The 14234-nt window shown below is 45.9% G+C and carries 14 protein-coding genes, 1 tRNA gene, 2 pseudogenes and 1 riboswitch; of the genes and pseudogenes, 9 read left to right on the top strand and 8 right to left on the bottom strand.

What is annotated here, in order from left to right; translation table 11 throughout:
• Positions 1-30: 30 nt before the first annotated feature.
• On the bottom strand, positions 31-489 hold the full coding sequence (locus AC2TF5_RS25035; protein ID WP_491299797.1) for a hypothetical protein: 459 nt from the start codon (positions 487-489) through the stop codon (positions 31-33).
• Positions 490-811: 322 nt separating this feature from the next.
• Here AC2TF5_RS25035 and AC2TF5_RS25030 point away from each other — a divergent pair, with 322 nt between their 5' ends.
• Complete coding sequence (locus AC2TF5_RS25030) at positions 812-1006, top strand: hypothetical protein (RefSeq protein WP_491299796.1); 195 nt, start codon at positions 812-814, stop codon at positions 1004-1006.
• A 238-nt stretch (positions 1007-1244) separates the two neighbouring features.
• Here the strand turns inward: AC2TF5_RS25030 and AC2TF5_RS25025 are convergent.
• Positions 1245-1803, bottom strand: a pseudogene (locus tag AC2TF5_RS25025) (SDR family oxidoreductase).
• Positions 1804-2252: 449 nt separating this feature from the next.
• Between AC2TF5_RS25025 and AC2TF5_RS25020 the strand changes: the two are divergent.
• The 5 genes from AC2TF5_RS25020 (at position 2253) to AC2TF5_RS25000 (ending at position 6023) form a co-directional block, all read left to right on the top strand.
• The gene (locus tag AC2TF5_RS25020; protein ID WP_491299795.1) at positions 2253-2735 is read left to right on the top strand and encodes a hypothetical protein; all 483 of its coding nucleotides are present in this window, start codon (positions 2253-2255) and stop codon (positions 2733-2735) included.
• 224 nt (positions 2736-2959) lie between these two features.
• The gene (gene ssuE / locus AC2TF5_RS25015; RefSeq protein WP_491299794.1) at positions 2960-3505 is read left to right on the top strand and encodes an NADPH-dependent FMN reductase; all 546 of its coding nucleotides are present in this window, start codon (positions 2960-2962) and stop codon (positions 3503-3505) included.
• Positions 3506-3563: 58 nt separating this feature from the next.
• On the top strand, positions 3564-4154 hold the full coding sequence (locus AC2TF5_RS25010) for a P-loop nucleotide/nucleoside kinase family protein (protein WP_491299793.1): 591 nt from the start codon (positions 3564-3566) through the stop codon (positions 4152-4154).
• Positions 4155-4300: 146 nt separating this feature from the next.
• Positions 4301-5029, top strand: a complete 729-nt coding sequence (locus AC2TF5_RS25005; protein ID WP_491302991.1) for an AAA family ATPase — start codon at positions 4301-4303, stop codon at positions 5027-5029.
• 196 nt (positions 5030-5225) lie between these two features.
• On the top strand, positions 5226-6023 hold the full coding sequence (locus AC2TF5_RS25000) for a DUF817 domain-containing protein (protein ID WP_491299792.1): 798 nt from the start codon (positions 5226-5228) through the stop codon (positions 6021-6023).
• A gap of 186 nt (positions 6024-6209) precedes the next feature.
• On the opposite strand, the gene AC2TF5_RS24995 is transcribed toward AC2TF5_RS25000, so the two are convergent.
• Together AC2TF5_RS24995 and AC2TF5_RS24990 are read right to left on the bottom strand one after the other, a co-directional pair.
• Positions 6210-7241 (bottom strand): ribonucleotide-diphosphate reductase subunit beta, encoded by a 1032-nt coding sequence (locus tag AC2TF5_RS24995; RefSeq protein ID WP_208916017.1) that lies wholly within the window; start codon positions 7239-7241, stop codon positions 6210-6212.
• 971 nt (positions 7242-8212) lie between these two features.
• Entirely contained in the window at positions 8213-10546 is a 2334-nt protein-coding gene (locus AC2TF5_RS24990; protein ID WP_491299791.1) for a ribonucleoside-diphosphate reductase subunit alpha, read from the bottom strand.
• 197 nt (positions 10547-10743) lie between these two features.
• Positions 10744-10975, bottom strand: a riboswitch (cobalamin riboswitch).
• Between the two features lie 296 nt (positions 10976-11271).
• Here AC2TF5_RS24990 and AC2TF5_RS24985 point away from each other — a divergent pair.
• Together AC2TF5_RS24985 and AC2TF5_RS24980 are read left to right on the top strand one after the other, a co-directional pair.
• On the top strand, positions 11272-11577 hold the full coding sequence (locus tag AC2TF5_RS24985; protein WP_491299790.1) for an MTH1187 family thiamine-binding protein: 306 nt from the start codon (positions 11272-11274) through the stop codon (positions 11575-11577).
• 97 nt (positions 11578-11674) lie between these two features.
• Positions 11675-11746, top strand: a tRNA-Thr gene (locus AC2TF5_RS24980).
• An 81-nt stretch (positions 11747-11827) separates the two neighbouring features.
• Here the strand turns inward: AC2TF5_RS24980 and AC2TF5_RS24975 are convergent.
• The 4 genes and pseudogenes from AC2TF5_RS24975 to AC2TF5_RS24960 all read right to left on the bottom strand — a co-directional run.
• Positions 11828-12043, bottom strand: a pseudogene (locus AC2TF5_RS24975) (tyrosine-type recombinase/integrase); the annotation flags it as partial.
• Positions 12044-12103: 60 nt separating this feature from the next.
• A complete protein-coding gene (locus AC2TF5_RS24970; RefSeq protein ID WP_491299789.1) occupies positions 12104-12202 on the bottom strand; it encodes a YjcZ family sporulation protein in 99 nt (32 codons plus the stop codon).
• A gap of 287 nt (positions 12203-12489) precedes the next feature.
• Positions 12490-12594: a YjcZ family sporulation protein gene (locus AC2TF5_RS24965; protein WP_491299788.1), complete on the bottom strand. Its 105-nt coding sequence runs from the start codon at positions 12592-12594 to the stop codon at positions 12490-12492.
• A 287-nt stretch (positions 12595-12881) separates the two neighbouring features.
• Positions 12882-12989: a YjcZ family sporulation protein gene (locus AC2TF5_RS24960; protein ID WP_491299787.1), complete on the bottom strand. Its 108-nt coding sequence runs from the start codon at positions 12987-12989 to the stop codon at positions 12882-12884.
• Between the two features lie 424 nt (positions 12990-13413).
• Here AC2TF5_RS24960 and AC2TF5_RS24955 point away from each other — a divergent pair, with 424 nt between their 5' ends.
• On the top strand, positions 13414-14124 hold the full coding sequence (locus AC2TF5_RS24955) for a DUF421 domain-containing protein (RefSeq protein WP_491299786.1): 711 nt from the start codon (positions 13414-13416) through the stop codon (positions 14122-14124).
• Positions 14125-14234: the final 110 nt, after the last annotated feature.

Genomic DNA, 14234 nt, shown 5'->3' with positions numbered 1-14234 from the left:
TCAACTAGGTGCTGCATGCGTATCACGCTTCTAGATTACAGCCCAACAGAGGAGCGGGACCACGAGCGCGAAGAACGGTGTGATGAGTGACTGGTTTGTGAAAGTCTGCTTTCCCCATGAATACATCAGGAGCATGATGGCTCCGGCTAACCCGCGTACCCAAAATGTATCGGTGTCTCCTCCGGTAAATAAAGCGAAGAACAGGAAGCCAGCTGCTCCGTAAAGGGCGGCTTGTTTCACTTTGTTCAATGACGGGAGTAGAGAAATAATGGCATCGGCAGCCAGGGATGCGATTAACGCATAGCCATACACCCAATGCTCCAGCGGGATGGAGACCCCGAGGATGGATGCAGGACTATCGGCACTGGCAGGCCACAGCCAGGAAATGATGGTCAGCAGTAACAGAATGGAACCAGCACAGGCCAATTTACTCAGCGCGTAAAATCCCATATCCATACGTCCGGTCAATCTCTTGTTACCGGAATTCATAAGTCTTAACCTCCTGTAAGGATTTTGTTTCGAAGCCAAGTTAAAGTACGTTATAGCTTAGAGGAATGTCCCCAAGCATTGCCCGGATCGGCAATTGTTTCAGTTCTGTGAAATGTCCTCATACGGAGGACTTTTCAGCTCGAAAACGATGAAATCACATTCTCAAAAATGGGGGGATATGTTAAAATGAAAGCGTAAACAAAATTCACTCAGATTACTAAATCACCTGCGGCTTAGATCTTGCCGGCCCCCTGAAATGAATGGGAGCTTACTCCTCGGCAGGACAAAGGCTGCCGGTCATTATCCAGGGAGGTCGAGCAAAATGTTCGAAGGTTTTTCGGAAATGCAAAATGTGGTCAGCCGTATTCATACCAATATGGATATAGACCACGAAGGCGAGTATTACCGTCTGGAATTCGGCTGCAAACGGTTTAAGCACATTTCCGATACATCCGAAGGCGAGCGGATCACCGTGAAAGAAGAGCCATCCTTGCTATGGAAATGGTGGAGACATTAAAAGGAATAACAATCAGGAAGTTGTTCAGCCCGGAGAAATCCGGGCTTTTTACTTTATCTAAAGAAAGCATAATTTTCGGAGTGAAATGCATCTTTATCTCACAAGAAAAATGATCGCTAGATGTGGGCTGTCCTCTTTGAGGTACGCCGATAGAGGTTCATTAATCGATGTCTCTGTGTGAAGGACATTATTCTGTTTTGAAGTGAAATATGATGTCAACAACTTACAACTGTCGATATTAACTAGTGACCATATCCCCGCCGTTCACATGAATGGCCTCACCTGTTACGAAGGAGGAGTCATTCGAAGCCAGATATACGTAAGCAGGCGCAAGCTCATACGGCTGGGCGGCCCGCTTCATCGGCGTGTCCGTACCGAATACCGATACTTCATCGGCGCCTGCCAAATCTCGATAGCGTCTTTTCCACTACAGCGAAGCAGTTGGCTTTGAAGCGGAGGTCGATTTTGATCGGCAGACATTGCCGTCCAAGCTGCTCTATGCGCTCCTTCGTCTCTTCTGCGTCGCTCGTTTCATATAAGTATGGAATGACCACATCGGCCCCTTCTTTGGCAAAAGCAATGGCAGCCGCTTTACCGATCCCGCTGTCACCGCCTGTAATGATGGCAATTTTGCCTTCTAGCTTCCCGCTTCCCCGGTAGTCAGGGTTCTCACTGATCGGACGGGGATTCATCAGGCTCTCTAATCCCGGCTGACAATCCTGGTGCTGCGGCGGGAATGAGATCGGCTGCTCTTCACAGACGGTTTTGAACCCGAAGTACGGGTAGACCTTGCTCATGGCAACTCCTCCTTGGTATTTCCCCCTGGCGGATTCACAGGGATGTTTTATCTCTATGCAGATGCCCAGATGAAAGTGCGGTAAAGTCATGATCTTTGACGAATTGGGATCTGCTCACAAAAAATGTTCTTTATCAAGATGAAAAGCATGGTAAAATATTTCCAAACATGTTCCTTTCCAGCAAAAGGAGATGAACGTTTTGAAACCGGTAAATCGGTCAAGGCTCCGCTTGTGGCGGGAATGCATTACTTTACATATCGAGCGGATACGCACGGCATAACATGATCGGCCGGAAAATGTACACCATGGAGGGTGACTTCATCAGCGATGAGATGATTACGGAAAACCACGCACTGATGAATTATTCCCCACTGTTGGCGGAGAATAATTCAGCTCCTAAATAGGTCATGTGATGAAGTATAAACGTACTTAATCAAAGGGGTGTAAAGATGACACAAAGACAGTTTGTTTTCTTATGGAGCTTTTTTATTTCCCTTTTGTCCATCTATGCTGTTGTGCGTCTTCAATGGAACTGGCTGGGCACCTTGGATATTTGGGGTCCCCATCATCAAGGAAGTTGGTTTCTGGGGCAGCTCCAGCTGCTCGTTCATCCGTATGTATTTTTAATTATCCAGCCCATGGTTCTATTCGCACTGCATGGCTGTCTCCATTGGCTAATATATAAGAAGTGCGTCGAGAGAGCTGTAGAGCGGAAGATGTCTCTTCTGATACTGCTGCCGAAGAAGGACTCGCTGCTTATGAATATCTTTAGAGTTCTGCTGTATGTGGTGATTGCTGTTCTCTTTGCTTTCACACAGAGCATTGACGGTCCGACTCCTTCGACGGTGATTGCCTTTCTGATCGTGATGCAGTATGGCTGGTGGGTGCTGGAATGGGGAAAAGACGCATGGCATAAGGCTTCACAGGATTGACAAATATAGCGACGGATTGATAACATGTTACTAAATCTGATGAATTCCCTATGAATTTGTCTTATATAGGTTACAACCGGACCACCGGAGGACTTTACAGTAATCTTGTGAAGTCTTTTTTTCTGGATTCCGGCCAGAAGGCCGATCCTGATAAAGGACAACAATATTACCGAACGCCTGCAATGGCGACACGATATTTATTTTTACAACAGGGGGGATAGGTAATGGCTAAAGCCGTCATTATTAACGGCAGTCCTACAGCGGGCTCCCGTTTAACTGCCATTATGGATTTTGCGGAGCGGAGTCTGGCTGCTGCTGATTTTGAAGTAAGACGAATTGATGTGGCGCAATTGCCGCCAGAGGATTTGATTCATACCAAGTTTGGGAGCGAGCATATCGTCAAGGCTAACGGGCTTGTAGCCGAAGCTGATGTGGTCATTATCGCGAGCCCTGTATACAAGGCTTCGTATACAGGCGTGCTTAAGACGTTCCTGGATTTAATTCCGGAAAAGGGTCTAGTAGGCAAAATTATTCTGCCACTGTTCATTGGCGGGAGTCTTGCGCATCTGCTGGCTATCGACTATTCATTAAAGCCGGTGTTATCCTCGATTGGTGCCCGTCATATTTTGGGGGGCGTGTATGCTGTCAATGCTCAAGTGGATCGAAAGGAAGATGGCGGGTTTGATATCGCTGAGGAGCTTCAGGAGCGTCTGGATTCCGCTGTTGAAGAATTGATAGAGGAAACGCGTCTGAGAATGCAGCGCAATTAATTTTGCAAGTTAACCCGTTTGGAAGACCAGATTTTCTCATAGGGGAGGGAGGTACGATATGCAAAAGCTAGTGTTTTTTGTTGGTGTGGCCGGAACAGGTAAAACAACCGTAGCCAAAAAGCTTGCGGTTCGTATTCCTGCGGCATTTCTGGACCGTGATACCGTAGGCGGACGTTTCGTTGAAAAGTTTCTGGAGGCTAACAATCTGGACCCGAATGACCGGGATTCCACATTTTACAAAGAAAACCTGCGTGATTTGGAGTATGACACGACGAAGGATATTTGTATCGAGAACTTGAATGCGGGGCAGAACGTATTTATGATCTCTCCGTTTACGGCAGAGCTGAAAAACCGGGAATGGATTGAAGAGGTTCTCTCGGCTGCAGGTCTGACCAAGAACGAGGTTGATGTGAAGGTAATTGTTGTTGCACTTCAGGACATGGAGCTGCAAAAGGAACGTATTATCGACAGACAAACCGAGCGTGATCAGTGGAAGTTGGAGCATTGGGATGATTTCAAGAAGCGTGTCGACTTCGTTCCAGATGTGAACTGGGATATTCCGAAAGAATCCATCAAGGTGTTTGATAATAGTGGAACTTTGACCAGTGAGAAGATCGAGGAATTATACCAATTCCTAATGAATGAATAGAGATACGAACAACAGCGGCGGATTTTCGGTTTACATACCGGAAATCCGCCGTTTTTGGGCTAAGGCCGTTATCCGGTATAATGGAATGAAGCATATTACTCATTTACTTACGTGGTTTAATAAGGCCGGGAAAGGGTGTGGGAAAGATCGAATTATCCACTCTGAACGCATATTTAAGGGCTGTAACCTTGCTTAGAGATCGAATCCCTTCTTTTGAGAAGTATCCGTTTAACCTGCCGGCGGTATCGATGCTCGATCAGTTGGACTTTCACCCCAAGGTAACCTATATTGTCGGGGAGAACGGTATGGGGAAATCCACGCTGCTGGAGGCCATTGCTGCTGCACTTGGTTTTAATCCGGAGGGAGGAACGATGAATTTCTCGTTCGCCACGGAAGAGACGCATTCGGAGCTGTACCAATATATCCGGGCGGTACGGGGTGTGAGAAAGCCCCGGGATGGATTCTTTTTCCGTGCGGAAAGCTACTACAATGTTGCCTCTGAGATTGATTCATTGGAACGGGAATGTCCAGGGCTGTATCAATCCTATGGCGGAAAGTCATTGCACCAGCAATCCCATGGAGAGTCTTTTTTTGCAACCTTTTTACATCGTTTCAGTGGAAATGGGTTGTATATTATGGATGAGCCTGAAGCGGCGCTGCTGACACGCATTCATGATCTCGTACAAGAAAACTCACAATTCATTATCTCTACCCATTCACCTATTCTTATGGCCTATCCAGACGCGCGGATATTGAAGTTGAACGAGGGTGGCATTGAAGAGTGCAGTCTGGAGGAGACGGACCACTTTATTATTATGAAAGAGTTTATTAATAACCGCGAAATTATGCTGCGGGAACTGCTTGCTGATGAGTAACACGAAAATACGTTTCATGTTCTCAAGTATGAGCTTTTAGTTTCAAGTGGATGTTGGACATAGGTAATCATATCCATCGGCAAGAGCCTTTTAAATTAGGCGGCTAACATTACAAATGGTTACTGGATTGTACTTTATTTAGCGGTCCGGCTTGTGATACGTTGGGACATATTAAATTTGCAAAACAGGAGGACGTATGACATTTATTCGCAAGCTGTGGGCGTTCGGCATTCAGCAGGCACTGTCTTGTATTTTTCCGGTCATTATTTTCGCTACACTTGGTGTGACCAAAATTGTAGAGGTTCCGGGTATTCACCGGTATGACCTGATTCTGATCATCTGCCTGCTCGCACAGGTCGGAATGGTTGCAGCCAAGCTGGAGACGTTGGATGAGCTGAAGGTCATTTGCGTATTCCATGTGATCGGGCTTATGTTGGAGCTGTACAAGGTGCATATGGGGTCATGGTCATATCCTGAAGAGGGCTGGAGCAAAATCGGCGGGGTCCCTCTCTATAGCGGTTTCATGTATGCGAGTGTTGCCAGCTATATTTGTCAGGCATGGCGCCGGACGAACTTACGGATAACGGGATGGCCGCTGCCGATCTTGACCGTATTGATAAGTGCTGCAATCTATGCTAATTTCTTCACTCACCATTTCGTATGGGATGCTCGTTGGTTGCTGACCCTACTACTTTTTTTGGTGTTTTTAAGAACTGTAGTACATTTTGATGTCCTGGGCAAAACCTACCGCATGCCGTTGACGCTTTCTTTTCTGCTGATCGGTTTTTTTATCTGGATCGCGGAAAATATTTCGACTTTCCTTGGCGCCTGGACGTATCCAGGTCAGGAAAAGGTCTGGAGCCTAGTGCATATCGGTAAGATCAGTTCGTGGTTCCTGCTCGTTGTGATCAGCGTTATTATTGTGGCACAGTTGAAGCATCTGAAGTTGGGTAAACGTCTGGCAAAGGACGCGCCTAAGGGAACGGTTATGTGATTTTTCTTTTTAAAGAAGGCATCGAGGAAGATTGTTGATTGAGTCAATCTTATACAAATAGAAACCCTCCGTATTTTTCTCATGAAGAAAATACGGAGGGTTTTATACTTAGCTTATATTTCTCGCAGAAACGCCGTCGCCCTTTGAACAGGACGACGGCGTTTCTACTTGTATGAACAGATGATTTTACAGATCGTCAAATCCGTTGTCGTCGCCAACTTTACCGTAGTTTCGGGATTTGGCTTCGAAGAAGTCTGTTTTCGTTGCATTCAATGCTTCGTCGGAGAAAGGCTTGATCCAAGGCATGCAGTTCACGTCTACACCTTCGTAAGCTTTTTCGAGACCCATCATTTTCAGGCGGCGGTTAGCGATGTATTTGATGTAGTCAGACAGCTCGTTCAGATCGATACCGCGAACTTCACTTAGTGTGTAATGAGCCCAGTTTGTTTCGAGCTCAACGGCGCGGTCAATCGTGCGGTACAGGTAGTCGATGTTCTCCTTGGAGTTCAGCTCAGGGAAATCTATCAGCAGCTGCTTGAACACTTCGGCGAAGAAGTAGCAGTGCTGGTTCTCGTCACGCTGAATGTAGGAGATCATCTGGCTTGTTGCCATCATCTTCTGGTCACGTGCGAGGTTGTAGAAGAAGGCGAACGTGCTGTAGAAGAAAATACCTTCCAAAATCAGGTCAGCTACCATCGATTTAAAGAACGTCTGTGGTGACGGGTTGTCACGGAAAGATTGGTAGATGTCTGCGATAAACCGGTTGCGGTCTAGTAGAACCGGGTCGTGCTTCCAGTATTCGAAAATCTCTTTCTGCTCCTGTTCGGAAACGATAGAGGATAGAACGTAGGAGTAGGATTGGTTGTGGACAACCTCCTGTTGACCGATAATCGCCGAGATCGCTTCAAGGGAGGAGTCGGTAAAGTACCGCTTTACATCCCCGACAAACATCGTCTGCATCGAATCCAGTACAGCAAGTAGGGAGATATTGATCTTGAATGTACGTTGCTCTTCCGGGTCCAGACGCGGGAATTGCTGCGCATCTTTGGACATTGGAATTTCATCTGCGATCCAGTGGTTCAGCAGGAGTACCTTGTACAGCTTGTACATATGCGGCATCCGGATGTCATTCCAGTTCAAAATGCCTGAGCATTCGCCTTCAATGATGCGTGTGGATTGGTTAGGCGCTTCAGTATTAAATATTTTTTGCATTTGCATGCTTATTCTCTCCTTGGAGGGACGGATATTCTTTCCCCAACCACTGTTGCTTTCCCTTTGCTTGGGAATGTATTTAATAGGTTGCAAAGGAGAACAAAAGGCGGACGTAAACTCTTCGATAGGATATCCTTACCCGTAATAGTTTTTTTATAGCATATTCAATCGCTGCCTCGCGGACCGCCCGCTTACAGCAGATGGACATAGTAACACACAAGTTATGCACAAACGTGGAGCAAATCCCGAAGGGAGAGCGCTCCAAGCAGGAAATCACTCAAAAGAACGCACAAAGTAGCTCACAAGTTATGCACAAACGTAGAGCAAATCCCAAAGGGAGAGCGCTCTAAGCAGGAAGTAACTCAAAAAACGCACAAAGTAACTCACAGGTTATGCACTAATGTAGAGCAAATCCCGAAGGGAGAGCACTCCAGGCAGGAAGTAATGCTAAAGAACATATAAGTAATTCACAGGTTATGCACTAACGTGGAACAAGTCCCGAAGGGAGAGCTCTCCAAGCAGGAAGTAACTCAAAAGAACGTATAAAGTAACTCACAAGTTATGCACTAACGTAGAGCGAATCCCGAAGGGAGAGCACTCCAAGCAGGAAGTAACTCAAAAGAACGTATAAAGTAACTCACAGGTTATGCACTAACGTGGAGCAAATCCCGAAGGGAGAGCGTTCCAAGCAGGAAGTAACTCAAAAGAACGCATATAGTAACTCACAAGTTATGCACTAACTGTAAAGCAAATCCCAAAGGGAGAGCGCTCCAAGCAGGAAGTAACCCAAAGGAACGCGCACAAGTAACTCATTATGTTCACTCTAAAGTGAAGCGATCCCGAAGGGAGAAAGCGATCCTAGCACCAATGTAACTTAGTAGCGCTTCAAAAATATGATTCGTACCCTTGCGGGTGTCCAGAGGGCAGAGCCCTTGGGGCCCTCCCTTGGAAGGGAGGGTTTGGGAGGGTTCGAAAACTTAGCTGGCACACGATTCACATTCTTCAATAGTTAACGCACGGCTACGCACATAGTAGGTCGACTTCAAGCCGGCTTTCCAAGCGTGAAGATGCAGATCCAGGAATTCCGAAGCCCGGATGTCCGGACGGACATACAGGTTGAAGCTTTGTGCCTGATCCACGTGACGCTGACGGGCAGCAGCCATTTTGATCGACCAGTTCTGATCGATCAGGAAGGCCGTTTTGTAGTACCAGATCGTCTTCTCGGACAGATCCGGAGCCGGGTTGGCGATTTTATACGTTGTTTTCTCTTCATAAGAGAGAAGCTCATACAACGGATCAATACTGGCAGTCGAGCCGGCAATAATCGAAGTGGAGCCGTTCGGCGCGATGGCAAAGAGCCATGCGTTGCGAACACCGTTTTGCTGTACTTCCTGCTGCAGCTCGCGCCACTGCTCGGTCGTTACATACTTGCCTTCATGCTCGCCGTCGGTATAACCGCGATGCGTAAAGTACTCGCCGCTCTCCCAGTCGGAGCCTTTGAACTTCGGATAATGCCCTTTTTCCTTGGCCAGCTCCATGCTGGATTTGACGAGCATGTAGTTAATCTTTTCATACAGGTTGTCATTATATGCAACCGCCTCATCGGATTCCCAGCGGATGCCTTCTAGGGCCAGCAGGTGATGCAGACCGAAGGTTCCGAGACCGACGGCACGGTATTGGCTGTTCGTATATTGTGCTTGCAGCACTTCAATGTTGTTGATGTCGATAACGTTATCCAGCATACGTACCTGGATCGGTACGAGACGCTCCAGCACACCGGCTGGTACAGCACGTGCCAGATGAATGGAATTCAAGTTGCAGACAACAAAGTCGCCAGGAACTTTGGAGATGACAATGCGGGTCTGTCCATCTTTGGTTACGAGCTCTTCCTGCTCAATGACTGTAGCCGATTGGTTTTGCATAATTTCAGTACATAGATTGGAAGAGTAGACCATACCGTGTGCAGAGTTCGGGTTGGCACGGTTTACGGTGTCACGGTAGAACATGTAAGGTGTGCCGGTTTCCAGCTGCGATTTCATGACACGTTTCATGATGTCGATCGCTTGAACTGTAATGCGGGAGAGCAGCGGGTGTGCTACCGCTTCTGCATATTTTTCACGGAACATTCCTTGACCGAGCTTCTCATCGTAGAAGTCTTCCAGACCGAGTGGGCGGCCGTTCTCGTCTTTCCAGCCCATCACTTTCTTCACTTCATGAGGACAGAAGAGGTTCCACTCATCGCGTGCTTCCACAGCCTCCATGAACAGGTCAGGCAAGCATACGCCGTGGAACACGTCATGTGCTCTCATACGCTCGTCACCGTTGTTTAGCTTCAGGTCCAGGAAGGCGAGAATGTCTTTATGGAAAACATCCAGGTAAACGGCGATGGCGCCTTTACGAGTTCCGAGCTGATCTACGCTGACCGCTGTGTTGTTTAGCTGGCGAATCCAAGGGATAACGCCGGAGCTGGTGTTCTTGTGTCCACGGATATCGGAGCCGCGGGCACGAACTTTGCCGAGGTAAACGCCGATACCGCCGCCCATTTTGCTGAGACGTGCTACGTCGGTGTTGGAGTCGAAAATCCCTTCGAGGGAGTCATCTACCGTGTCGATAAAACAGCTGGACAGCTGGCCGGCTACCTTTTTACCTGCATTGGACATCGTCGGCGTTGCAGCCGTCATGTAGATGTTGCTCATCGCCCAATAGGCTTCTTTTACAAGCTCCATACGTTTCTCAGCTGGTTCTTTGTGCATGAGGTACATCGCGATGACCATGTAACGTTCCTGTGGAAGCTCCATCACACGTCCGTCAAAGTCGGTAGCCAGATAACGTTCTGCCAGCGTCAATAGTCCGATGTAATCGAACAACAGGTCGCGGGTATAATCAATTGTTTCTCCGAGCTCTTCAATCTGTGCTTTGGTGTAGCATTCCAGAAGCTCTTCACGGTAAATTCCTTTTTGTACTAGCTCTGTAATGAGAGGGAAGAAGGCGCCGTAAGGCTCTTCCGGATAAGCTTTGTAACGGCGGTGATTGGCCGCTTTTTTATATAGGGAGGTTAAAAGCGAACGTGCTGCCGCGAACTTCCAGTTCGGTTCCTCTTTGGTAACAAGCTCAAGAGCCGACATTGTGAATGCGCTGCTAATCTCATCGCCGGTCACTTTATCGCCGCGAAGTTTGGAATGAACACCGCGAAGCAATTGTTCCTTGTTCAGCATATCCAGTTCGTTCAAAATTCGGTCGGCATAGACAGAGAGACGATTTTCATCAAAAGCAAGTTGACGGTTGTTCGGTTTAATTACGAGTTGGGGCATAGGTAATTCCTCGCTTTCTCGGGAAAAATGGGAAAAAGAACATTAAAAAAACATTTTCCAAACCTTGGGGAGGTTGAAAATGTTCGTGTGCGCTGTGAATAAATATGTGCATAGTAGCTTAAGCCGCTATTTTTAGGGCTTGCTGTTATGTACAGACGCAAAAGAGTGAACACTTTCCTAATTTCCCGTAGGATAAGGTGTCGTGCTGTATACAGGCAGGTCTCCTGACTTGGGGTATAGAGTTCGGCACCTTCCCAAAGGCATAACGAGCTAATCCTTCAGTGGCATAAAGCCGAATTCATATCAGAATCGCAAAAAAGCGCTCTGAAGCCCTATACAGTGGCGGGACCGTGATGGATTTGCACCATGCTTCCCTATTAAGTCTGACAGCTATATTGGGCGTCAGACACCTGTACACACTATATTTGGTTGATGTTATTAAATTTAACCCAATATATTGTGTTTGTAAACTGTTATCTTAAAATTTGACGCAAGTTGAATTATAGCAAATGACCGGAAAATCCGCCAATTCGCAAACCGCCAAAAGAGAGTGAGATTTCGCACATATTGACGAATTACGACCTTTTATACGGCGATACACGCTTTATGAGTTATTGCTTTTACGGCAGATATTTGAATGGGACTATAGGGGGGTAAAATTTTGAAATGCTGCTGTTGGCTGATACAATATTAATAATTCGAAGGTTTGAGGAGGGTGAAATAAGATGGCAATTGCGGAAGTTACCGTCATTCCGATCGGAACGGCCACAACCAGCCTGAGTATGTATGTTGCGGAGATGCAGCGGGTGCTGGAGAAGCAGGAGGGGATCTCATACGAACTGACCTCGATGAGCACGATTATTGAAGGAGAGCTTAGCTCTGTATGGGGTGCCATTGCTGCTCTGCATGAAGCGCCTTTCCTATCTGGAGCACAGCGGGTATCCACATCCGTCAAAATAGACGACCGCCGGGACCAAGTCTCTTCGAGCAAGCAAAAGCTGCAATCTGTGCAGGAAAAGCTGGGCAGGTAACGAGGATTAGCCTGCCCTTTTTTCATATAAAAAGGGTTGCATTTTCATGTCAAAGAGTTATAATATTTTTTGTCGTTTTATTTATATCGTCCCATTCGCTGGTGTAGCTCAGGGGTAGAGCAACGCACTCGTAATGCGTAGGCCGGGGGTTCAATTCCCTTCACCAGCATCTGAAAAAGCCTTATATGACGTGGGTTCTCTGATTTGAGAACACCGCGTCTTTTCGTTTCTTCTACCATTTTTCTACCCTTTATTCGAGTAAAGTGGGATTTTCGGTCTCAATTTGATCTCCTGTGATGGAATCCCCGATGTTTTTTAAGACTGCTTCTTGAAGGTTGGGGAGAACATGTGAATAAGTATCCAGGGTAACATTGATGGAGCTGTGTCCAAGGCGCTCTTGAACAATTTTGGGGTATATACCGGCTTTGAGTAGCAGGGTGGCGTGAGTTTGTCTAAGATCGTAGAAGACCCTACCAGCTTATATGCTGGCAGGGTCTCTCTTCAGCTTTGTGGATGCTAGGTCTTATTAGATGAAACCACAAGTGCATGAGATAATAACCAGCAAGATGAACAATACCAGAATAAATCCTATTCCGTGGCCAAATCCACCCACTACATCACCCATGAATGATTCCCCCTTTGTTTTAAACTACACCTTATCTTATGATAATTAAATTAGATGGTAAGGGCATTTAGGTAACAAATGAGCCTAATCCGCTAATAAACGATCAAGGCAGTCCTGACGGAAAACTTGTTTATCGATGTGGCTTCAGACGCAGCCAAGCTGAAACGAGTCGAAGTGATTGAAGTTGTTATAAACGGTCATGTGTAGGGGAAAGCAAAGAATACGAAGACCCTACCAGCTTATATGCTGGCAGGGTCTCTTTTCAGCTTTGTGGATGCTAGGTCTTATTAGATGAAACCACAAGTACATGAGATAATAACCAGCAAGATGAACAATACCAGAATAGTTCCTATTCCGTGGCCAAATCCGAATCCTCCCACTACATCACCCATGAATGATTCCTCCTTTGTTTTAAACTACACCTTATCTTATGATAATTAAATTAGATGGTAAGGGCATTTAGGTAACAAATGAGCCTAATCCGCTAATAAACGATCAAGGCAGTCCTGACGGAAAACTTGTTTATCGATGTGGCTGCAGACGCAGCCAAGTTGAAACGAGTCGAAGTGATTGAAGTTGTTATAAACGGTCATGTATAGGGGAAAGCAAAGAATACGAAGACCCTACCAGCTTATATGCTGGCAGGGTCTCTTTTCAGCTTTGTGGATGCTAGGTCTTATTAGATGAAACCACAAGTACATGAGATAATAACCAGCAAGATGAACAATACCAGAATAGTTCCTATTCCATGGCCAAATCCACCGAATCCTCCCACTACTCCACTCATGGATGATTCCTCCTTTGTTTTGAACTACACCTTATCTTATGATGATTAAATGGAACGGTCAGGGCGTTTAGGCAACAATTGTTTTTACTTCACTAATCTCCTGAGCCTAATTCGCCTATAAACGCTCTCCACCCAACAAGGAGAAACGGCTTTGCCGTCCTTTAAAGACGGCGGCCGTTTCTGTGAGAAATATAAGTGGACATATCAGGGCGATCTGTTTGTCTTCCGATGCGCCGCGGGTGTTCCTTTCAGAGAATATACTGGCAATGAAACCGATCGGAGGTGGCCGCAATGCTTCCTGATCTCGAACGTAAGTTTAATTAAAAGTGCTCCATAGGCAATTATCTGACTAAATAAATCAGTGTGGACCATACTATGAAAGTGAAATTTCAAATGAACAATTTAGTTGTTTGGAGTGAAGACTTTGAGCGAGCATCTGATAATCTTGCTACGTAGTTTTTCTGCTTTTGTTACACTACTTTTGATTACACGGATCTTAGGAAAACAAACAATTTCCAATATGAACTTCCATGAATTTGTTACAGCTATCATCATGGGGGCTATTGCTGCTAATCTGGCGTTTAATGACAAAATGAAGGTAGTCTACCTTATCATTTCGCTTGTTGTTTTTACAGGTACATCATTTATATTAACTAAGACTGTACTAAAAAGCAGAAAATTTCGCATGTGGGTAGAAGGTACACCAACAGTTCTTATTGAAGGTGGGAAAATTCTTGAGGATAATCTTAAAAAGAACAATCTAACCATGGATTCGTTAAACCAATTGCTCAGACAAAAGGATGTTTTTGACTTAAACGAGGTCGAGTATGTGATCCTTGAAATCAATGGTAAAATATCCGTTATGAAAAAAAGAGAATACAAAAGTACTATCCTGAAAGATTTGAAGAAAGGGATGAGTGGTGTTCAACAGTTCCCGATCGAGCTTATTATGGATGGACAGGTATTACATGGCAATTTTGATGCTAATCATATTTCTCAAGAATGGTTGACAACTCAGCTGAAATTACGTGGGAAAAGAGAACAGGATGTATTTTATGCAGTCAAAGGAAGTGATGGACAGCTATACATTGATTTTTATAAAGATAAGATCAAGCATCCTATAGATGTGGAGTAAAGAGGCGATAGCTTTATTGTGAAGCCCTTCCATCAAACACTGAATCATCTAACTCCCCTCTATGGGTATCCACTCCTTTACCATTTTATTTGATGGAGTACTTTTCCTCA

This window comes from Paenibacillus sp. JNUCC 34, from assembly GCF_058269055.1.
Note: the sequence above shows the minus strand (reverse complement) of the source record. Positions and strands in the feature narration are given on the sequence as shown.

Excerpts from the sequence above, each read along its gene's own strand:
- AC2TF5_RS25030 (WP_491299796.1), top strand. The coding sequence starts at position 812 with ATGTTCGAAGGTTTTTCGGAAATGCAAAATGTGGTCAGCCGTATTCAT.
- AC2TF5_RS24985 (WP_491299790.1), top strand. The coding sequence starts at position 11,272 with ATGGCAATTGCGGAAGTTACCGTCATTCCGATCGGAACGGCCACAACC.
- ssuE (WP_491299794.1), top strand. The coding sequence starts at position 2,960 with ATGGCTAAAGCCGTCATTATTAACGGCAGTCCTACAGCGGGCTCCCGT.
- AC2TF5_RS24970 (WP_491299789.1), bottom strand. The coding sequence starts at position 12,202 with ATGGGTGATGTAGTGGGTGGATTTGGCCACGGAATAGGATTTATTCTG.
- AC2TF5_RS24960 (WP_491299787.1), bottom strand. The coding sequence starts at position 12,989 with ATGAGTGGAGTAGTGGGAGGATTCGGTGGATTTGGCCATGGAATAGGA.
- AC2TF5_RS24965 (WP_491299788.1), bottom strand. The coding sequence starts at position 12,594 with ATGGGTGATGTAGTGGGAGGATTCGGATTTGGCCACGGAATAGGAACT.
- AC2TF5_RS25035 (WP_491299797.1), bottom strand. The coding sequence starts at position 489 with ATGAATTCCGGTAACAAGAGATTGACCGGACGTATGGATATGGGATTT.
- AC2TF5_RS25020 (WP_491299795.1), top strand. The coding sequence starts at position 2,253 with ATGACACAAAGACAGTTTGTTTTCTTATGGAGCTTTTTTATTTCCCTT.
- AC2TF5_RS25000 (WP_491299792.1), top strand. The coding sequence starts at position 5,226 with ATGACATTTATTCGCAAGCTGTGGGCGTTCGGCATTCAGCAGGCACTG.
- AC2TF5_RS24990 (WP_491299791.1), bottom strand. The coding sequence starts at position 10,546 with ATGCCCCAACTCGTAATTAAACCGAACAACCGTCAACTTGCTTTTGAT.
- AC2TF5_RS25010 (WP_491299793.1), top strand. The coding sequence starts at position 3,564 with ATGCAAAAGCTAGTGTTTTTTGTTGGTGTGGCCGGAACAGGTAAAACA.
- AC2TF5_RS24995 (WP_208916017.1), bottom strand. The coding sequence starts at position 7,241 with ATGCAAATGCAAAAAATATTTAATACTGAAGCGCCTAACCAATCCACA.